The sequence below is a fragment of the Tenacibaculum crassostreae genome, from assembly GCF_964512405.1.
Taxonomy (GTDB): Bacteria; Bacteroidota; Bacteroidia; order Flavobacteriales; family Flavobacteriaceae; genus Polaribacter; species Polaribacter crassostreae.
On the sequence record NZ_CAZELE010000002.1, the window covers coordinates 196,640 to 217,525 of the forward strand.

The 20,886-nt window shown below is 32.1% G+C and carries 21 protein-coding genes, 1 tRNA gene and 1 pseudogene; 5 read left to right on the forward strand and 18 right to left on the reverse strand.

The features are described 5' to 3' along the window. Nucleotides 1-45: 45 nt before the first annotated feature. Nucleotides 46-1,353 carry a ribosome biogenesis GTPase Der gene (der, locus tag ACKTST_RS01925; protein WP_408046109.1) on the reverse strand — a complete coding sequence of 436 codons (1,308 nt, stop codon included), beginning with the start codon at nt 1,351-1,353 and terminating at the stop codon, nt 46-48. A gap of 77 nt (nt 1,354-1,430) precedes the next feature. On the opposite strand from der, the gene ACKTST_RS01930 reads away from it, so the two are divergent. Beyond that, nucleotides 1,431-2,162 carry an SIMPL domain-containing protein gene (locus ACKTST_RS01930; protein WP_408046110.1) on the forward strand — a complete coding sequence of 244 codons (732 nt, stop codon included), beginning with the start codon at nt 1,431-1,433 and terminating at the stop codon, nt 2,160-2,162. 2 nt (nt 2,163-2,164) lie between these two features. Further along, nucleotides 2,165-2,677 carry a GTP-binding protein gene (locus tag ACKTST_RS01935; RefSeq protein ID WP_408046111.1) on the forward strand — a complete coding sequence of 171 codons (513 nt, stop codon included), beginning with the start codon at nt 2,165-2,167 and terminating at the stop codon, nt 2,675-2,677. Here the strand turns inward: ACKTST_RS01935 and era are convergent. Beyond that, nucleotides 2,674-3,564 (reverse strand): annotated as a pseudogene (gene era, locus ACKTST_RS01940) (GTPase Era); the annotation flags it as partial. The gene ACKTST_RS01935 and the pseudogene era overlap by 4 nt on opposite strands. 131 nt (nt 3,565-3,695) lie before the next feature. Here era and ACKTST_RS01945 point away from each other — a divergent pair. The 3 genes from ACKTST_RS01945 (at nt 3,696) to ACKTST_RS01955 (ending at nt 6,018) form a co-directional block, all read left to right on the forward strand. Then, nucleotides 3,696-3,768: transfer RNA gene (locus tag ACKTST_RS01945), tRNA-Met, on the forward strand. A gap of 111 nt (nt 3,769-3,879) precedes the next feature. Further along, nucleotides 3,880-5,193 carry a tyrosine-type recombinase/integrase gene (locus tag ACKTST_RS01950; protein WP_408046112.1) on the forward strand — a complete coding sequence of 438 codons (1,314 nt, stop codon included), beginning with the start codon at nt 3,880-3,882 and terminating at the stop codon, nt 5,191-5,193. Between the two features lie 621 nt (nt 5,194-5,814). After that, entirely contained in the window at nt 5,815-6,018 is a 204-nt protein-coding gene (locus ACKTST_RS01955) for a hypothetical protein (RefSeq protein WP_408046113.1), read from the forward strand. A 484-nt stretch (nt 6,019-6,502) separates the two neighbouring features. Here ACKTST_RS01955 and ACKTST_RS01960 read toward each other — a convergent pair whose 3' ends face one another. The 16 genes from ACKTST_RS01960 to ACKTST_RS02035 form a co-directional block, all read right to left on the reverse strand. Beyond that, a complete protein-coding gene (locus tag ACKTST_RS01960) occupies nt 6,503-7,339 on the reverse strand; it encodes a hypothetical protein (protein WP_408046114.1) in 837 nt (278 codons plus the stop codon). Nucleotides 7,340-7,970: 631 nt separating this feature from the next. Continuing rightward, entirely contained in the window at nt 7,971-8,240 is a 270-nt protein-coding gene (locus ACKTST_RS01965; RefSeq protein ID WP_408046115.1) for a hypothetical protein, read from the reverse strand. Between the two features lie 14 nt (nt 8,241-8,254). After that, a complete protein-coding gene (locus tag ACKTST_RS01970) occupies nt 8,255-9,631 on the reverse strand; it encodes a pyridoxal phosphate-dependent decarboxylase family protein (protein ID WP_408046116.1) in 1,377 nt (458 codons plus the stop codon). Between the two features lie 70 nt (nt 9,632-9,701). Beyond that, nucleotides 9,702-10,547 (reverse strand): AraC family transcriptional regulator, encoded by an 846-nt coding sequence (locus ACKTST_RS01975; RefSeq protein ID WP_408046117.1) that lies wholly within the window; start codon nt 10,545-10,547, stop codon nt 9,702-9,704. A gap of 154 nt (nt 10,548-10,701) precedes the next feature. Continuing rightward, entirely contained in the window at nt 10,702-11,496 is a 795-nt protein-coding gene (locus ACKTST_RS01980; protein WP_408046118.1) for a cation transporter, read from the reverse strand. A gap of 164 nt (nt 11,497-11,660) precedes the next feature. Next, a complete protein-coding gene (locus ACKTST_RS01985) occupies nt 11,661-12,137 on the reverse strand; it encodes a DUF3592 domain-containing protein (protein WP_408046119.1) in 477 nt (158 codons plus the stop codon). Further along, nucleotides 12,134-12,577, reverse strand: a complete 444-nt coding sequence (locus ACKTST_RS01990; RefSeq protein ID WP_408046120.1) for a hypothetical protein — start codon at nt 12,575-12,577, stop codon at nt 12,134-12,136. The genes ACKTST_RS01985 and ACKTST_RS01990 overlap by 4 nt, the downstream gene beginning before the upstream one ends. Nucleotides 12,578-12,686: 109 nt before the next feature. Beyond that, the gene (locus ACKTST_RS01995; protein WP_408046121.1) at nt 12,687-13,292 is read right to left on the reverse strand and encodes an HNH endonuclease family protein; all 606 of its coding nucleotides are present in this window, start codon (nt 13,290-13,292) and stop codon (nt 12,687-12,689) included. Continuing rightward, complete coding sequence (locus tag ACKTST_RS02000) at nt 13,289-14,917, reverse strand: AAA family ATPase (RefSeq protein ID WP_408046122.1); 1,629 nt, start codon at nt 14,915-14,917, stop codon at nt 13,289-13,291. Before ACKTST_RS02000 ends, ACKTST_RS01995 begins: the two co-directional genes overlap by 4 nt. A gap of 499 nt (nt 14,918-15,416) precedes the next feature. Continuing rightward, nucleotides 15,417-16,496 (reverse strand): flavin monoamine oxidase family protein, encoded by a 1,080-nt coding sequence (locus ACKTST_RS02005; RefSeq protein ID WP_408046123.1) that lies wholly within the window; start codon nt 16,494-16,496, stop codon nt 15,417-15,419. Nucleotides 16,497-16,509: 13 nt separating this feature from the next. Further along, nucleotides 16,510-16,908: an OsmC family protein gene (locus tag ACKTST_RS02010; protein ID WP_408046124.1), complete on the reverse strand. Its 399-nt coding sequence runs from the start codon at nt 16,906-16,908 to the stop codon at nt 16,510-16,512. A gap of 66 nt (nt 16,909-16,974) precedes the next feature. Next, a complete protein-coding gene (locus ACKTST_RS02015) occupies nt 16,975-17,505 on the reverse strand; it encodes an OsmC family protein (RefSeq protein ID WP_408046125.1) in 531 nt (176 codons plus the stop codon). Nucleotides 17,506-17,642: 137 nt separating this feature from the next. Further along, the gene (locus tag ACKTST_RS02020) at nt 17,643-18,422 is read right to left on the reverse strand and encodes a type 1 glutamine amidotransferase domain-containing protein (protein WP_408046126.1); all 780 of its coding nucleotides are present in this window, start codon (nt 18,420-18,422) and stop codon (nt 17,643-17,645) included. A gap of 41 nt (nt 18,423-18,463) precedes the next feature. Continuing rightward, on the reverse strand, nt 18,464-19,219 hold the full coding sequence (locus tag ACKTST_RS02025; protein ID WP_408046127.1) for an SDR family NAD(P)-dependent oxidoreductase: 756 nt from the start codon (nt 19,217-19,219) through the stop codon (nt 18,464-18,466). Between the two features lie 82 nt (nt 19,220-19,301). Then, entirely contained in the window at nt 19,302-20,156 is an 855-nt protein-coding gene (locus ACKTST_RS02030) for an AraC family transcriptional regulator (protein ID WP_408046128.1), read from the reverse strand. Nucleotides 20,157-20,373: 217 nt separating this feature from the next. Continuing rightward, nucleotides 20,374-20,859, reverse strand: coding sequence for a hypothetical protein (locus tag ACKTST_RS02035; protein WP_386104232.1), 486 nt, complete (start codon nt 20,857-20,859; stop codon nt 20,374-20,376). Nucleotides 20,860-20,886: the final 27 nt, after the last annotated feature.

The following is a 20,886-nucleotide window of genomic DNA, read 5'->3' on the forward strand; positions in this document are numbered from 1 at the left end:
ATAAAATGAAAAAACTACTTTGTGTATTGTTAATTATTGTTAAACTTATTTCTGCCTAAAATAGATGCTAATAGGAACCCCATTAAAGTTATAATGTTCACGTAATTGGTTTTCTACATAACGTTTATATGGGTCTCTAATATACTGTGGAAGGTTTGCGAAAAAAGCAAACTGTGGTGTATGCGTTGGTAACTGCATACAGTATTTAATTTTAATAAATTTACCTTTAGTTGCTGGTGGCGGATTGTGCTCCATAATTTCTAACATCGTTTCGTTTAATTTACTAGTTTGAATACGACGTTTTCTATTTTCAAAAACTTCAACAGCTGTTTCAATAGCTTTAAAAATACGCTGCTTTGTTAATGCTGATATAAAAATAATTGGCACATCGGTAAAAGGAGCAACTGTTTGTCGGATTTTAGCTTCAAAATCACGCATTGTGTTTGTTTCTTTTTCAACTAAATCCCACTTGTTAACTAAAATTACAATTCCTTTTCGGTTTTTTTCTGCTAACCAAAATATTTTTTCATCCTGACCTTCAAATCCGCGAGTAGCATCAATAACCAATACAGCTACATCACAGTGTTCTACTGCACGAACAGCACGCATTACCGAATAGAATTCTAAATCTTCTTTTACTTTCGATTTTTTTCTGATTCCAGCGGTATCTACCAAATTAAATTCAAATCCAAAACGATTGTATTTTGTGTCAATAGAATCTCGAGTAGTTCCTGCAATATTGGTTACAATATTTCTGTCTTCTCCAATTAAAGCGTTAATGAATGAAGATTTTCCTGCATTTGGTCGACCAACTACTGCAAAACGAGGTAATTCGTCTTCTTTTAATTCATCTTCTAATGGTTCAGGGATTTCTTCTGCTATAGCATCTAATAATTCTCCAGTTCCACTCCCGTTGATTGATGAAATGGTATAGTATTCTCCTAAACCAAGATTGTAAAACTCAACAGCATCAGCATCGCGCATTGCGTTGTCAACCTTATTTACTGCCATAAATAATGGCTTTTCTACTTGACGTAAAATTTTTGCAACTTCAGCATCCATAGGAGTAATTCCTTGTTCAACATCAACGACAAAAACAATAATATCTGCTTCATCAATAGCTAATTGAACTTGTTTGCGGATTTCTCCTTCAAAAATATCATCAGAACCAATTACATATCCACCAGTGTCAATTACAGAAAATTCTTTTCCGTTCCACTCAGACTTTCCATAGTGTCTGTCTCTAGTTACACCACTAACAGAATCAACAATCGCTTCACGACGTTTTACCAGTCGGTTAAATAAAGTGGACTTTCCTACATTTGGTCTCCCAACAATCGCAATAATACTCATTTAAAAAAAATTTGTGCAAAGATACAATTAAAGGTTACAATTTTTGTTGTAGTTTTAAACGAAAATAAACTTTGATTATGAAAAACAGCACTTTATCAGCGATAATTTTTGGTATTGCTATTGTTTTAGCAGCTTATTTATTAGGGAATTCGATTATTAACCGAAATAAACCTCAAGGAAATATTTCGGTAACGGGTTTGGGTAAAGAAAATTTCACTTCTGATTTAATTGTTTGGGAAGGCTCTTTTTCAAAAGAAAATTCAAATTTACAAGAAGCTTATATTGGGTTAGAGAAAGATAAAAAGGAAATAAAAGAGTACTTATTTTCCAAAGGAATTAATGAAAAAGAGTTGGTGTTTGATGCCGTAACTAGCCACAATAAGACCAGAGCTAAGTATGTGGATGGAAAATATACAGGTGAAGAATTTTTAGGGTATCGCCTAACGCAGTCATTAACAATAGAATCTAAAGAAGTAGAAAAGGTAGAGAAAATATCGAGAGAAATAACCGAATTGTTAAATAAAGGAATTCAGTTTTATTCACAACCTCCACGTTATTACTACACAAAGCTTGCAGATCTAAAAGTTGAAATGATTAGTAAAGCTACAGAAGACGCTCGAATTAGAGCTGAAAAAATAGCAGATAATTCTGGAGGGGATTTAGGGAGATTAATTTCAGCAAAAATGGGGATCTTTCAAATTACAGGACAAAATTCGAATGAAAATTTTTCTTGGGGTGGAACTTATAACACTTCATCAAAAGAAAAAACAGCATCAATTACAATGAAATTGAACTACGAAGTTGACTAATTATGGATGATAAAATCTATAATCAAATATTTTTAAAACCTCGATTTCGGCTAGATTATCAGATGAATTCTGAGGCGTTGCTTGAAGAAATAAAGAAGCATCTAAATGATGTTTCAAAATATAAAATGAAAGTTGTAGACAATCATGTAGTTGTTGATGTTCCTGAAAAAGAATCACATATATGGTCACCTCAACTGCATTTAGAAATTGAGAAAATTTCAGAAACAACCTCTCATATTAAGGGATTATTTGGACCTAAACCTCAGGTTTGGACTTTCTTTATGTTTTTACACTTTTTGGTAGGAACAGCGTTTGTTATTTTTGGAATCGTAGCATACAGCAACTGGTCGTTAAAACAAACAAGTATCTTTCCAATAGTAATGTTAGTGGTGTTACCAATTGTATGGATTACCCTTTATTTAATTGGAAGTTTAGGTAAATCTACCGGAAAAGAACAAATGAACGAACTAAAAGAATACACTAAAAAGCTACTAAAAACTATTAAAGAAAGCTAATCTTTGTATCCGAATCTTTTTAATTGACGTTCGTTAGAACGCCAGTTTTTATTGATTTTTACATGTAAATCTAAGAACACCTTTTTATCAAAAAATTGTTGAAGATCTTTTCGGGCTTCAGTTCCAACACGTTTAATTGCGCTTCCTTTGTGTCCGATGATAATTCCTTTTTGCGTTTCGCGTTCTACCATAATAACAGAACGAATTTTGATAATATTATCTTCTTCAACAAAGCTTTCAGTTTCTACTTCTACCGAGTACGGAATTTCTTTTTTATAGTGTTGAAGAATTTTTTCACGAATTTTCTCATTCACAAAAAAGCGCTCAGGTTTATCAGTTAATTGATCTTTTGGGTAAAAAGCAGGTGACTCAGGCAAAAGTTCAATAATTTTATAAAAAACAGTATCAACGTTAAATTTTTCAAGAGCAGAAATTACATAGACAAATGAATTTGGAACTTTCTTTTTCCAATAATCTATTTTTGCTTCAACCTCTTCTTGAGTAGATTTATCAACTTTGTTTAATAATAATATCACAGGAATCTTGCTGTTGATGATTTTGTTGAAAAAAGCTTCATTTTTTAATTCAGTTTCACCTACTTCTACCATGTAAATAAGTACGTCGGCATCTTCAAAAGCAGATTTTACAAAATCCATCATAGATTCTTGTAACTCATAGGCGGGTTTTATAATTCCAGGAGTGTCTGAAAACACAATTTGATAATCCTCACCATTTACAATACCTAAAATACGATGTCTTGTAGTTTGCGCTTTAGAGGTAATGATAGATAATTTTTCACCAACCAATGCATTCATTAAGGTTGATTTTCCCACATTCGGGTTCCCGATAATATTTACAAATCCTGCTTTATGTGTCATGTGGCAAAGATAGGTTGTTTTGAGTAAGAAACATTGTTTTTTATACGCTTGTTATTGAGTTGGTTAAAAAATATTTTTAAAATAAATGCTGTTTTATTTGGATAAAACAAAGAAAAGTATGTATATTTGCAACCGCAAATCGCGGGATAGAGCAGTAGGCAGCTCGTCGGGCTCATAACCCGAAGGTCACAGGTTCGAGTCCTGTTCCCGCTACTAAGCTCAAAGCTACTAAAATCAACGGATTGTTTACGAACAATCCGTTTTTTTATGCCTATAACTTCGTTACTTTTACAAACCGTAAACGCTACCGTAAACGTTTTTGATATGAAATTGAATTTTTCAACCCCTAAAATTTACACAGGAGGAGTGTTAATTTCTGAGTGGTCTAAGCTAACAAAATTGCAAAAAGAAGAAGCTTTAAATAAAGATTGGTTTGTTTATTATTCTTTCAGAGATCCGAGAACACAAAAATTAAAAAGACAACCGTATATAAAAGCAGGCGTTAATAAGTTTAAAACTAAAAGAGAACGCATTGCGTTTTTGCGTACTATGCAAAATGCTTTACTGGAATTATTACAAGCAGGTTTTAGTCCGTATGAAGATAATTCAGAGTTAGAAGCACAATTGTTTAGTAAAGAGGAATCAAATACTAAAATAAAAAGAACAATTGCGGTTTCTGAGAAAGCGCAAGAAAAAACGCAAAAAGCGCAAAATATTTCAGAAAATACTGATAAAACTGAGGAAATATCGCTTGTAAAGGCATTCGAACTAGGATTGCGTTTAAAGGAAAAACTAATGAATCAAAGCTCGTTTACTAAGTATAAAAGTAGAATTAGACGATTTGATAAATGGTTAAATGCAAAGGGGTATGGAAAAGGTTCAATAAATGCTATAGATAAAAAGCTGGTTATTGAATACCTTAATGAAGTTTTGCAAAATTCAAGCGCAAGAAATAGGAACAATACAAGAACCGATATAAGTTCTCTGTTTCAGATTTTAGAGGATAATGAAATAATTCAAGAAAATTATATTAAAAAAATTAACGTTTTAAAATCAGTTCCTAAACGCAATAAGACATATACACCTAAATTACAAAAAGATTTATATGAGTATATTGAGACGAATGATAAAATACTTTTATTGTTTATTCAGTTTATATCGTATAATTTTTTGCGTCCAATAGAGGTTTGTCGATTGAGAGTGGAAGATATAGATATAAAGGACAAAAAATTATATGTAAAAGCAAAGAATAGTCCAGTAAAGATTAAAATCATTCCAGAGATACTACTTGAGCAATTACCTGATTTATCTGATAAAGACCCTAAGTCTTTTTTATTTACGCAAAACGCAATAGGAGGAGAGTGGAGTATAGCAGAAGAAAATAAAAGAGATCATTTTACTAAGAGGTTTAAAAAGGTTAAAGACTATTTTAAGTTAGGTAATGAATATGGTTTGTATAGTTTTAGACATACATTTATTACAAAGTTGTATAGGGAATTGCGTAAAAGTAACTCACCATTTGAAACTAAAAGTAAATTAATATTAATTACTGGGCATACTACTATTACAGCTCTTGAAAAATATTTGCGAGATATTGACGCAGAATTGCCAGAGGATTATTCGTTTTTATTTAAGTAAGTTACTTTATTGTACTTTATCGTAGGTTATTGTCTGTTATCCTTTGTTAGCTTAAGTTATCGCTAAAGCGATAATTTGCAAAGTGTTACTATTGTGTTTTAATGCAGAATTAAAACGCAATTGAACGCAAGTGTGATATATCAAGTAGCAGAAGCTCTTCCAATAGAAGAGCAAAGATTGTTGTTTGATATGTTACAAAAGAAACTTTACAATAAATCAAATTCTCTAAATAAAGAAAAGAAGGAAGTCTTAATAAAAAAGGAAGCTATTCAATACTTATTATAAAACGTGTTTAGCAAAAAAAATAGTTTAACATAGTATAAAAATAAATTGCGTTTTTATTAAACGCAAAAAAAGCGCAAAAGCTTTTTGTATAGTTTATCCCTGTTTAAAGTTGTTGATTTTTAATATTTTATGATTTTTTGATTTTCTTAAGTGAGTTAAAGATAGAAAACGCAATTTTACGCAAAAGGCCTTAACGATTTTCTAGTAAAGTGCGGTTAGATGCAATTTATCTTTACGTAAGATTACATAACTTTACGTAACTGAGCATAACTTTAAATCTAAATTTTAAAACTGATTACTATTGTACTTTATTCAGTTAAAGAAACAAAAGTAATATTGAATGCAGAGGTAGTATATCAAGTAGCTAAAGCTCTTCCTAAAGAAGAGCAAAGGCTGTTATTTGAATTACTACAAAAAGAATTTAGCATCAACACCCTTCAAATTAAAAAGACAAGAAAAGTTGTTTTAACCAAAGAAGATGCTGTTCAATATTTACTTAAGAATGTTTTTAATAAAAAAACACTTGTAAAAGAGCAATGAATTGCGTTTTAGGATAAAAACGCAAGGATGAGCAAGGTTTATCAGGTCTTTGTTGGTTGAGAGTTGAAGCGCAGCCTACAAAGGAGCAATATAAGTAAGCTTTAGTTGAATTCAATACAACGTGTTTGTGTATGGCGTAGTGAGGCGCGTCTCACGGAGAGCCATAAATTGCACCTTATTAGTTATACACGCTGTTATGATTAGTTTCGTGTGGAGTTCACATCGAAATCTAAAGATACACAATATCTATAAAATAAGGCTCGATTTACAGTTGACGTTGATGAGTAATAAATAGAAAAGGGAGTGTTTGAAAAACACGGTTTCTATGTGCCGTAGGCAATTACTCATCAACGTGTTTGTATATGGTTTGTTGCGTGGTTAAGCACGTAATTTAGCAAATAAAAACCGAATAGAAAATCCGAGAGAATTTTCGTAAGTAGGCTAGAACTAGCAATAAATTATATATGGTGTTATGTGCCGTTATTTATTCAATCGCAATTTTCCATCTATGTGTTTTATAATCAATTGGTGGTTCTTTAGAACGTTCAAGAATACTAACGTTTAAAATATTTTCTTCTCTTGATATTTTAGAAAAAAAACGCCAAGATTCTCTTTCATTATAATTCAATAATTTAAAGTTTTCAATTTCCTTTAAATTAGGACTGATTATGTTTAATTCTCCAGAGTTTTCAAATATAAAATTTCCATCACTTAAAAGTAAAGGGTTCGAAGAAGATGAAGTTTTTAATTTTCTTCCGTTTTCAATTTTTCCATTAGGGCATAATTTTGTTACATAAGCTGAAGTAGGACTGTTTCTATCATCTTCAATAACAAATACATCTTCATCGATTATTAAATAATTACCATAACTTCTCCATTCATCTAAGAGTAATCCATTTTTATCATAGAGCCAAGTATTAAAAACATCATAGCCTTCAAGTCCAAGTAGAAAATTTCCATTATTAAGAGATTCCGCTTTTCTTCCTTTTAGTTCTTTAATAATTGTTCCGCTTTTCAAATCAATTAGTATAACTGGTCCTAAATGCCCCCAAGAATGATAGTCTTCAGAATTTGTTGTGAGAATTAATCTGTCCTTTGAGATTTTAGCACAATTAGGTGTTCCGTTACATTTAATTGAATCTTTCCAGATTCCATTACCTTTTAAATCAACAAAATTTATTGTTTTGTCCTTAAATACTATGAAACGTTTATCATCAATTTTTTTTAATATTTCCCATTTTTCAAAGAGTATTTCGGCTTTTTTGTTTTCCCAAAAATCTTTAGTGATAGTATAATCGATTATTTTAAATGAATATTTCAAACGTTTCTTTTTAATTGCACATAACGGTCGGTATAAGAATAGTTGCGGTTTTGCGTGCGAGGATTTTCCGCAGGAAAATCAGATGTAGCAAAATTGCAACGCCTCTTGGTTAAGGACTAATGTAGCAATTATTTTTATACTTTGTTGTGTACAGTGTTTTTTTTGTTTTTTGTCCGTAATGTTTGCCAGTCAGTTTACTTCCAGACAACTTCCAGAATGCTTGTCAATCAGTTATTTTTTTGCGTTCCGGGGGACGTTCAATTAGCGGTCAGATTGCGTACTGCTTGTCAGTCAGATGTACTTTTGTACCGTACTGCTTATCAATCAGATTTTTCATAAAAATTCGAGTGCGTTTTGTGTTGGGCTTTTGCGGCTGGCACATTGTACACAACGTTTGGTATATGAAAAGTAGCGGATTTCTACTCACTAACTTTTCAGTTTAGCACTGACCTTAAATTTATAAAATTCATTTTTGTTTAAGCACTTAAACAGCTATTTTTTATATACGTTGTTGTAGTTAGTTATTCTCCTGCTTAGGATGCTTCCAATATTTATAATCATCAAGGTTCTCTACTTTAAGTTTTTTAAGTAGCACATTATCATTATGTTCTTTATATTTTGTCATTTTACTTTAGTCTGTAAAAAAGAAATCAAAGACCAAGTTAACTTGGTCTTTGAAATTTTGAGTTAATAAATTACTTCTAAATAAATAACCCAAGGTAATATCTTCAATAATAACTTTATCTATATTGTTTTTAGTAATTACCACTTTCAATTCATTTGCATTGTTTTTTGTAACAGAAGAACCAATAAATTGACCATTAGAGGTAAAACAATTAGGTACTTTTTTTCTGATTTCAGTTATGATTTCAAATCTGAGTATTTTTTCACTTTCTAACATAGTATGAATTTTATTTAATTAAACTGATTTACAACCTTAAGCAATGCTTCCATACTCATATCAATATCTTCTTTAGTGGTTGACCACCCCACTGTACTAATTCGCATAGCTTCTTTACCATGCCAATTGGTACCACCAAACCAAGCAGTTCCTTCTTTTTGAATGGCTTTTATTACTACTTTTGTTTTTTCATCAGAGCCAAATGAAACCATTACCTGATTAAGCTCTACTTTATTTAAAATTTCAAAGCCTTCTTCTCTTAATCTTTGCTCAAAATACTTAGCTAAATCGCAAGATTTACCTATCATATTTGAGACACCTTGTCGTCCTAAACTTTTTAAGGCTGCCCAAACTTCTGTTCCTCTTGCTCTTCTTGAAGTTTCTAAAGTTCTGTTCATAGGGTCATCATTACCTTGAACTAGGTAATTACCTTTTAACGTAAGTGCTTTTTTAATAACCATCTCGTCTTTGTAAAATGCCATACCAGAATCATAAGGTACATTTAGCCATTTATGAGCATCCGTAGCCCAAGAATCCGCTTTTTCAAAGCCTTTCATTAAATACTTTAGCTTTGGGTTTGAAGCTGCCCATAAACCAAAGGCACCATCGATATGTACCCAAGCATTATATTTTTTGGCTTTTTCAATAATGACATCAAAAGGGTCAAAAGCTCCTGAATCTACATTTCCTGCCTGTAAACAAATAATGGTTGGTTCATCTCTAAACTCTGGAAGTTTGCTAGCATCAATTGCACCATTATCATCCACTGGAATTTTTTCTATTTGAGCATTTCCAATACCTACCGCCCTTAGAGCCCTAAGCATGGTGGTATGAACTTCTTCTCCAACAAGAACTCTAATTTTAGGAGCTCCAAATAAACCGTTAGTTTGAATGTCCCATCCATATTGTTCTAAAACATGATTTCTTGCGCCAAGTAAACAAACCATATCAGCGGTTGTAGTACCAGTTACAAACGAACAACGTGTTTGTTTAGGTAAGTGTAAAACATCTACTAACCATTTTTCGGCCACTTGCTCTAGTTTGCACGCTAATGGAGATAATACAGCCATATTTGGTAGTTGATCCCATGCAGCGGCTAGCCATTGAGCTGCAACAGTAACTGGTAGATTTGCGCCAGTTACGAATCCAAAAAAACGAGGACTAATGGTTACCATTGCCCCCTTACTACCAACATCTTCTAGTTCTTCAATAACCTCTTTTGATGGCATTGGAGTTTCAGGAAAAGGGCCGTCTAATAAAGAAAGGTTTTTAAGTGCTTCTTCAGTTGGTTCAATAGCTCTTGTTTGCGCTTCTTGCAAAAACGTTATTGCTTTTTGCGCAGCATAATTCAAAGTTTCATCTCTTTCTGAGAGTATTTTATCTACATCCATTTTATTTCTCTTTTTAATTGAGAGACAAAATTAAAGCTAGACGATTTTAAAAAATTGTATAATCTTGCGATTAGGAAATGGAAGACTGATATTGTTTGGGTGTAATGCCTAAAAACAATTTAAAATTTCTGGTGAAGTGACTTTGGTCAAAGAACCCAACCATGTAGCCTACTTCTGTAACAGAGTTCTTAAGTTTTAATAATTCCTGAGCTTTATTAAGTCTTAAATTCATTAAATACTTATGCGGAGGAATACCAATTGATTTTGAAAATACTCTATTTAAATAATAAGTACTTAGTCCTGAAACCTCTGATAACTCTTCTAATGTTATTTTGGAATCAAAATAGGTATGCAAATAATCTTTTATACGATTAGCAATAATAGAATTTGCGTTTATTTTTCCAGTTTTTAACTTATTTGAACTGTAGGTTTTTATAAGATAAGCAAAGGTTTCATAAAAGCAACTTTGATTTTGAATAGTATCAAATTGATTTAAGAAAAGACTATTATGAAGGTGTAATAATTGTGTTTCAAGATGTTTATCTTTTACAGTAACCTTATCAAAATTTGGAAGTGAAACTTCATCCTGTGCTATATCATTTGCAATCTGTTGAAAAACTTCTGGCTGTACATTAAAAGTTCTATACTTGTAGCCTTTGTCATCAATGTTTTTGTTGCTATGGATTCTCTCAGGATTTATCATTGAAATATGCCCCTTAGAAATTATTTTTTCTTTAGGTGACTTTGGACAATACGATTGCACACCACTTTCCATTACACCAATAATAAACTCCAGGTGATAGTGCAAAGAAGCTCTGTTAGATTTGAAATTAGCGTTCATTAACTCAACTCCAGAAATATCATGATTAACATGAAATTTCAAGATGTTGCTTTCTATGTTTTTTGCTTCTTTCATAATTAACTACAACGTATTTGTGTATGATTTTTTGCGGGAAAAGGACGCGAGTTCTTTTCCGTTGATGTGGAAAGATAATTAATAAGATTGAATTTCCGATGAGGAAATTCAGCCGCAATTAATTATACACCTTGTTGTGGTTAGTGTTTTTCATTTATTTACTCAATTTTAAAATTCTAAAAGCACCTTGAACTACCAAAACAAAAACTATTATTCCGATAATCAAATCAGGTTTGCTTGAATTTAACCAATTTACTAAAAGTCCAGCTGTAATAACTCCTAAATTGATAATCACATCATTTGAAGTGAAAATCATACTTGCTTTCATATGAGCCTCTTCCTTACTTTTTGACTTTTGTAAAATGTAAAGACAAATTCCGTTTGCAATAAGTGCGAAAATCGAAACGATAATCATTGTCGAAAAGTTGGGTAGTTTCTCGTCTCCGAAAAATCTTCTTAAAACTTCTACAAATCCAATAAAGGCAAGTGTTATTTGAAAATATCCAGCAAGTTTAGCAATCTGCTTTTTTCTCGTTAAAGCTCCTCCAACTGCAAAGAGGCTAATTCCGTAAACGAAACTGTCGGCAAGCATATCCAAACTATCTGCAACCAATCCCATTGATTTTGAGATTATTCCAGTTGTCATTTCGATTAGGAAAAATGCTAAATTTATTACAAGGACAGACCAGAGAAGTTTTTTCTGATTTAGGTTTTCAATAAATTCTGTTTGGTCGGTTTGTTCTGTCGAGATTTTCTTTCCACCTAAATTCAGTTCGATAACTGAATTTTCGATTTGATCTATTGCTCCGCTGTGAAAAACGGTCAGTTTTCGGTTAGGTATGTCGAAGTCTAAATTTGCAATATTTGAAATTCCGTCCAATTTCATTCGGATTAGATTTTCCTCTGAAGGACAATCCATTTTAGTAATTTCAAATATTGTTTTATTCATCCAGTTTTACGGTTTTTAGACATTAACCACAACGTGTTTGTATAAGATTAGTTGCGGTTTTGTGTGCGAGGAATTTCCGAAGGAAAATCAGACGTAACAAAATTGCAACTACCTTTGGTTAAGCACTAATGTAGCAATTATTTTTATACATTGTTGGCAATAGTTTATTCTATGAATTCAATATCATTTCTGTTCTTTTCTTGTTGGTCAAAAACACTTAAAGTAAACATTAAACTACCAAATAATAAAGCTGTCAGTCCTAAGATTATAATTCCAGTATTTAGGTAATTACTCTCTTTAACTAAGCATGATTCCTTAAGGTTTTTGGGATTATAATGAACTTCTACATTTTCTGCATTTTTTAGTTTTTCATATATTTTAATATTTTCTTCATTACTGCTTATACCTATAAAAGGTAAAATTCTATTACCTTCGATTTTATTGTTTTTAGCAAAAAAAGAATATTTTATTTCACAATTAAAATCCTGACTTTCGTCTAAAAGTACTCGAGTAAGTTTGATGTCTAATATTTTTCCATTAGTTGTTACCCAATTTTTAGTTTTTTTGGTTTTTGATTTTAAATGAAAACCATACCCTAAAACTATAATCCCAATTACTAAGAATATAACTGCTCCAATCATTCAATTATTTTTATACCATTAATAATCTCGTTTTCTTTTTTTAAGCTTATTATTATTCCAACAATAAAGGCTAGTGGTAAAATAGCAAAACCTAAACCAAAAACTAGATTCTCATAAGCACCTTTTTTTAGTATTATTTTTGATTCATTGACATTATTAGGATTTACCCAAATAAATAGTTTTTTATAATTTTCAATTTCACTACCATAATCTAATGAGTCAATTTTAGTATAAGTTTTATTTTTTATGTTATAACTATATGTGATTTTATATTTATTAAATTCAATATATTCACTTTTGAAATAAGCTTCTTTTTTCACCCAGTACAATTCGTTGTTTTTATCAATTATTTCATTTAAAGAATGGTAAATAACTAATAAGGAAAACAAAATGAATACAGATATAAAGGGAATTAATATATAAATTTTAAATATTCTCATTTTGTTGAAATTGTTGCCAACGATTAGTATATGAAGCGTAGCATCCCGAAGGGTGCTATGATTTCATATATAGTGTTATAGCCTTTTATTCTTTTCATTTCTCATACCTTCAATTTCTAGAAATCACTGATTTAATTCTTTCTTTTATAGCTGTTGGTATATTGTATAAATTTTCAAGTCTTTCTTGATTACGCTGTACTGCTCTAGCTCTTGTTCTTTTTTCTGATGCAAGTTCAAATAATCTAATTGACTCCCTTGCTTTATCTGAATCATTGTTAACAGATATGGTTACATTGAGAAGCCCGTAACGAAAACGATAATGGTAGTTATGATTATCTAAATATGGATGAACTATTTTAAAGTCTATTTGATCATAATTTTGATTTATCGTTCTTACCGAGTCATAATCGTGTTTCATTGATGATGAATTACACAACTGACAAACTTTTGCTAAATTATTAGGAGTGTATGAAAATTGAGGATATAAGCCGGCTCCTTTTGGAGCTATATGTTCAATTTCACCTCTACCAGTTCTGTCATATAGTAAGCCACAATAGCAGCATTTCTCATTTTGTTCTGTATCAAAATGAGCATTTAAACTAGTTTTTAAGGCTTTTATGCAATTTGATTTACTTCCCCAATTGTTTCCAGCAGTATTTATACAAGTTTTTTCTTGTTGAGTGTAATTATATGGTGTTGTTAATTGACGAATCATTCCATAGAGTTTAAATATTCTGTTGCCTCAGCTATAATTTCTTGCAACGGGTCGTTTGCTCTTTTTGGTAACATATTAAGCTTTTCCAGAATTTGGGTTATTTTATTTTTGTCTTTAATATTGTTTGCTATCATTCCCAATAATTCTGTTAAATCAGCTTCAAGGTAATAGTTTAAAGAGGAACGCACATTAAAAATATTGTACAACACATCCTCAGCCGACCAACCAAAAGTGTTGATGTTTTTTGGCAAATCCACTATCTCTATTTTACCATCATTTCTTTTTAATCCAATGATTTTTGAGCTACCACCTTTTAAGTCAGAAATAAGAAAATGAGAATGTGTAGCAACAAGTATATGACAAGTTGCATATTCTGGATGGCTAAATAATTCCCTCAAAAAGGATAAATATTTCATTTGCCAATTCGGATGTAAGCTAATTTCCGGTTCATCAATTAATACCAAGCTATTAGTTGGTTTAACAGTAGCCATTAAGCCAACAATAGAAGAAAAGAAATGATATTCCCCTGAGCTACTTTCCTGTAATGAATAACCATCAGTACGTTTTAATTGAATCTCTGGAGAAGAAATCATACCAAGTTGCCTTAAATGTTCCAGCATAGTGTAATCTTCGTTTAGCTGTTCGAACAATTTAGGTTCAATTAGATTGTAAGTGATTTTTCGGATAGAACTGTATTTGTAAGGAAGTTTTTCCAACTTTTCTTCATTAACAAGTAGATTGCAGAAATCGCAAATAGATTCCAAAAGTGTCACATCATTCTTAATTTTTAAGTACTGATTCAATTTAAAAGGAGGGTTACTTTCAGGTGTTGGATAATTCTTATGAATAGCTTCGAAATAATCATTTAAACCCTTTGGAGTTAAATTACCTCTGAAAAATTTAGCATTATTTGATGTGTAATAAAAAATATCGATTGAATTTTCTAATTCTAGAAAATCAGTTGCTCTTTTTAATGCATCTAGAAACCCGTTTTTATTACTTCCTTTCTTTTCGAACTGTTCTACAATAAATTCTACTGTTCGTCTGACATAAGCTCGTGTACTAGCACTCTGAGGTATATTTCTTACTCCTAAATACTTGTACCTTGGAAATGCCTCAACTTTTTCGCCCTGCTCATTTTTTTCTTTTCTATAAAAGGGAAATTTATCGGTAAGCATTATAGAGTTAGCAACAATAGATAAGGGAAGTTGTGCCTCTTTTAAATCTATGTTATCACCATTTCGTAACAAGAAGGGCTTAATTCCTTTTTCAGGATTTGGTAAGTCTTTAAAGTAATCCTTGTCATTATGAAAATTAGCATATTCAAAAATATCTCCATTAACTGAGAATTTTAAATTAAAAAGACCATCAACATTATATGTGCGATTTTTACCTCTGCTCAAATCATTTAATTCTTTCAGAAGCTCTATTATAATTCGAAATAAATTACTTTTTCCTGTTCCGTTTGGACCAATTATAACAGTAGTATAAATTATATCTTGGCTATCATCATTATCAATAAAATTATAATGAAGTTTGCTTTTCCCAGTTAGAGAATTTTCTCTTAAATCAAGTGATATAAGTTTAAAGCCATTGTATTTGTGTATTTCACTAATTGAATTCATTTATTAGGTGCTCATTTAGTATTGGCTATAACGGTCGGTATAAGAATAGTTGCGGTTTTGCGTGCGAGGATTTTCCGCAGGAAAATCAGATGTAGCAAAATTGCAACGCCTCTTGGTTAAGGACTAATGTAGCAATTATTTTTATACTTTGTTGTGTACAGTGTTTTTTTTGTTTTTTGTCCGTAATGTTTGCCAGTCAGTTTACTTCCAGACAACTTCCAGAATGCTTGTCAATCAGTTATTTTTTTGCGTTCCGGGGGACGTTCAATTAGCGGTCAGATTGCGTACTGCTTGTCAGTCAGATGTACTTTTGTACCGTACTGCTTATCAATCAGATTTTTCATAAAAATTCGAGTGCGTTTTGTGTTGGGCTTTTGCGGCTGGCACATTGTACACAACGGCTCAGTGTATGGGCAGTAGCGGATTTAAAACGCTTATCTGTCGATCAGCAAGATACTTAATTAAATGCAAAAAGTGGTGCAAGTTTGCACCTAAACCGCTATTGTTTATACACATTGTTGGGCACAGTTTTATTAATTATTCTTTCAGTTAACAGCATTGAAGATACAACAGCACCTTCCATATAACCAGGATAAATAGGAGCGACCTCTGCTGAAGAGATGAATAATTTACCATTGAAATAGCTTGTTTGAAATATTGGGTTACCATTATTCTGATGGGGAAACAAAGGGGTCTGATTTTCAAAAAATGTATTATCTTCTAAACTCCATATCTGTTCATTATAATCTGTGTAACTATTAATACTATTTCCAAAAACACTATTTAATTGTTTTAAAATATTTTTTTTACGTTCCTCAAGTGTTAACCTTTTAAAACTAGGGTTTACAAAGCCACATAAGGCGTATTTGTTTTCCTCATAGTTACAATGATCGTACAGTTCCGTTATTGGTCCTGTGTTGCTAAATAAAGTTCCTGATTGCCCCGACTGTCTCCAAAATGGTTGATTGAAGGTAATAGCAACCTTTATGCTGTCTTCCATCCATGTGTGCGTTGCGGTCGCTATATCTTTAAGTTCATTAGGTAATGATGGCGAAAAGTCAATGATATTACTCCACAATTTGGGGGGGATTGCTAGGATTATTTTAGAACCTTCAAATGATTTATCATTGGTGTAAACAGTCACGTTTTTTTCTGAAAAATCAATGCGTTTGACATGTTCATTTAATGCAATAGCATCATTCCCAATTACTGATGCTAAAGAATGTACCAAAGAAGATGTTCCTCCTGCTATTCTATAGCTTGGAGGTTGGCTGGGAATAGGTATGGCACTCGCAGGAGAAGTAGAGAACGGTTGAAAGAATGAAGTACCCTCCATATATTGCTCGAAATAGGGAATACTGAGTTCATGCAACAACTGTTTTATGTGAATGTGTTGATCTCCAAACCAAGTAGCCCCCATTTCTACGGGAGTACCATTAGCACTCATAAGTGTATGAATGCGACCTCCAATTCTGTTTCGAGATTCAATAATTTTAAATGGAATGCCTGCCAACTTTAATCGATAACCAAGAAGTAAGCCGGATAATCCTGCCCCAATGATAAGTACATTCGAATGCATGCTGAAAGTGTATTTATTTGACTGTTGTAATAACTTGATTGCCTTTTGTTAAGGCCTTTGTAACTGGTGTCTTTTTTGCAAACAGAAGTAATTTTTGAAGCTCATTTTCTGGTACTTTGTGTTCGAATCTAAGTGTTCGCTCAAATCTAAATGACTGATCTTCATTTCTACTTACTATAATTTTGATTTTTATTTCCCCAACAGTAATATTTTCTTCCTCTGCTTTGTTTAGTAAATACATAGCCGTGCAGCTTGCCAATGCACTGTTCATAAGGTCAATCGGGCTTGGGGCTTTATTTGTTCCTCCCAAAGCTATTGGTTCGTCTGATTCTACAAAAAAACCTGATACTTTCGATTCTGTATAGTATTTGTTTTGAATTTTAGATCTTACAAGGCTAACATGTTGTTTCATCTTTTACGAGTTTTAATAGTGAAAAAGAGAACTAAGCTTTAACCACTTAGTTCCTTTATGTTTTATTCAGCTTTTGAGTTTCATATTGACCTTGTCAGAAATGGTTCTATAATTAGGTGAAAACTGACGTACATTGTTAATGATTTCATTGTACTGTTCTTGAGTTCCATCACCATCAACATCAAAGGAAAACTCAATGGTGTCAAAGCCAATAGGACTTTTAGGGTTTACATTTAAAAAACCTCTTAAGTCTAAAGTTCCTGTAATATGAAGTTTAACCTCATTAAGTTTAATTCCTTTGCTTGAAGCACCAGCTACAAAACCAACCATCATGCAACCTGCTAATCCTCCTAATAAATAGTCTTGTGGTGTTGGTCTTGAGTTATCGCCCAAAAGTTCATTGGGTTCACCAATCTCAAAACTAAAATCCTTTTGTACTTCATTGCTTCCCACTTTTTGATTGTGAGTAGTAATTTTTGTGTTCACACCTCCTTGCCATAGTGCGGTAATACCATAGCTAGAATATGCTTCTTTTTCTTCTTTTTCTATAAGGTCTGTATATTCTTGAAGACCTTTCAAATTTATACCGTTTAACATTGTTTAAAATTTTTAAAGTTTGATTTAGCACTTCTCTAAACTTCCAATGATCGTTTTAATCAAAGAAATTTGTGCTGCTTACAACTTAAATTAGATGGAAAGGTGAAGTTTTACCTTCACCTTTATTTAATAATAAATTATTTTTTCAATTTATCTCTTAAAGCTTCTGCAAGAGGTACTGCCGAAGCAGGACTCTGACCTGTCATTAACGGACCGTCAACGATTACATTAGGCTTCCAGTTTTCCACACTATGATACTTGGCTCCTCTTCTCTTCAATTCTTGCTCTAAAGAAAATAATAGGTGTTTGTCCAATTCTATTTCAGCATCCTCAGAATCTTTAAAACCTGTAAGATTAACACCTTCTACTAAGTACTTACCGTTCGTTAATTTTACATCTCTAAGGATAGCTTGGGCATGACAAACCATTGCAACTGGGCGGCCAGATTCGTAGAAGTCACGAACTAGTTTAATCATGTATTGGTCAGAAGCCAAGTCCCAAATCAATCCATACCCTCCAGGAACAAAAATCGCATCAAAGGTATTGTAGTCTATATCTCTAAGTTTTCTTGTTCTCTTAACAGCATACATCGCTACTGGATCATTTAAAAAATTACCGGTGTAGTCTGTGGTAAACGGCACTTTCATACTTAGTAAGTCAATTGGAGCTTCACCTCCATCTGGTGATGCAAATACGACTTCATATCCTGCTTTTGTTAGAATGTAGTAGGGTGCAGCTAACTCCTGAAACCAAGTTCCTGTTTGTTTTCCGCTAATCCCCATATCATCATAAGATGACATGATTAATAGCACTCTTTTTTGTTTATTGATTTTGTAAGAGGTGTTTTGAGCATTAGCTACTATTCCTACAAAAAATAGGAATGTTAATAAGACTGTTGTTTTTACTAAATTTTTCATTTTACTAAATTTTAATTGTTAATGTTTTAATCATTTGTCTTTTAATTTCTTCCTGCCATAACGCCACCATCTATGTCCCAGATAGCACCCGTTACCCATGAGCTTTGGTCGGTAAGTAAAAAGTGAATTGTTTTGGCGATATCTTCAGGTCTTCCCACTCTGCCAATTGGGTGAAAATCATTAAAGCCTTGTAATGTTTCTTCTATTTTGTCTTCCTCTATAAAAGCACCATATATTGGCGTTACTACTACGGCAGGAGATACCGCATTTACTCTGATTTTGTGCTCTGCTAATTCCATGGCTAAGTGTTGTGTTAAACTATGCAATCCAGCTTTTGCCATAGAATATGCCGATGAAGGAGTTGCCTTAACAGCTTGTTTTGCCCACATAGAACCAATGTTTACAATTGATCCACCACCATTTTCTTTCATGATTTTTGCTACCTCTTGAGTAATAAAGAAGAATGCTTTGTTAAAATTGTGATAAAGGTCATAGTCGTCAGTGGTGTGCTCAACGAATAATTTTGGACTAAAATACCCTGCCGCATTTACTAAATACTTTAAGTTAGGAGTAGTGCTGTTAAGGTTATTAATGAAAATTTGTAATTGTGTAGAATCAAAGAGGTCTAAGCCTACAGTTTTTACATCACCTATTTTTGATAACTCTTCTTCGGTAGTCTTTAAATTTTTGTCCGATCTACCAATAATGGTAACTTCAATACCGTCTTTTAATAATAATTCAGCGGTAGCTTTTCCCATTCCGGTAGTACCACCTACTATAATTGCTTGTGCTTTCATAATCTTTAAGTTTTAAATTATGAAACAAAATTACGTGCGTTATCTGGCTTCAAATGGCAATTTAGAGCCTAAGAATGGTAATTTAGAGCAGCTGCTCTTGGAACTGCTTTGGCGTGATGTTCACTTCTTTTTTGAAGAATTTGGTAAAATAAGTAGGTTGGTCGAATCCTAAACTATAGGCAACCTCTTTTATAGAGATGTTTTGACTGGATAGCATTCGTTTTGCTTCCAATATTTTTAGTTCCTTAATAAGGTTTGCAGGAGTTAATGAGGTATGTTGTTTTGTTAGTTTGGTTAAATTCTTTGAAGATATACCTAAACGATCTGAGTAATCTTGAATCCCCAAGTTTTGGTCTACGTTTTCAATTATAAGTTGTTTAAATTTAACAACCTTAGAAAAGTCAGAGTTAGCATCTACACTAAACGAAACAGTGTTCTTTTTGATGCGCTCAATATGGTAGAGAAGGCTTATGAATTGATGAATAACTATTTGTTGGTAGTTTACTTTTTCTTCTTCAAGTTCTTGAAGCAAATCGCAAGACGTACTTTCAATAATCTTTGCGTCCGTTTCTTCTAAAAAAATGTGGGGATCTTCTATTTCGTTAAAAATTGAAATTGTAAATCGTGAAAGTAATTCTAAGCTATGATTAGATATAAACGAATCGTTAAAGTGGAAGAGATAACCTTCATTGTTAGAATCGGGACAGAAATAGTGTACCTGATTTCGATTGATCAAAAACAATGTGTTTGCAGGATGTTTTACCACTTCATAATCGATATAATGATTACCACTGTTTTTAAACCATAATATCTGAAGAAAACTGTGTCTATGTGGTTTTGAAGCTTTCTCTTTGTTACGTTGAAAATAGGGTGCCAGTACTTTTAACTCAAAATGGAGTTTTGTGAAATCATCTTTATGTAGGTCATATCTTTCCATTATTGTTTAATTGTGCCCAACGGACTTGTGTATGAAACGTAGCGTACAAAAAGACACTAACTTTTCGGATTAACACAGAGCCGAATTTTTATATTTTGTTTTTAATTTTCTCTTTTTTAAAAGCCAAATTAAAAATTTGGCGGACTTTCTAAATATAAACAAACCTTTGGATTAAGCACTTATTAGCTATGTTTTATACACCGTGTTACCTACAGTTTTATCCAGCCATAAGTGGTAATCCTCTTTTAAATTCAATATCAGTTAGGTCAGTTAATTCTTTTTCGATTAAATCTTTTAAATCAGCTGATACATAAATTAGTCCGTTTAATATTCCGTAGATATTGAGTCCAACTGATTCTGTCTGATAATATTCATTAAACTCAATTTTGTTTTTCATTATTAACTCCGAATAGTTTGTCCACTCTTCGTTAGTTGCCCTTCTGAAAATAATCGTTTGTTTTAAGTCTATTTGGTCAGAAACATATTTTTTTAAAATATCAGCAATTTTATTGTCAATTAGTGCGTATCCATATCCATCCAATATATTTCTAAAAGCTCCTATTTCAGAAACCTGATATCTTTCATCTTTTAATTTTATCAAACTCACTTCTTTAATGAATTCAAAAGATTCTCCATCTTCAAAATCATCACTGTCACAAGTTGTTCCCTTATTACAAAGCCAGTATGGTAAATTCTTCGTCATTTTTTTAATTGTAGGTAACGTATTTGT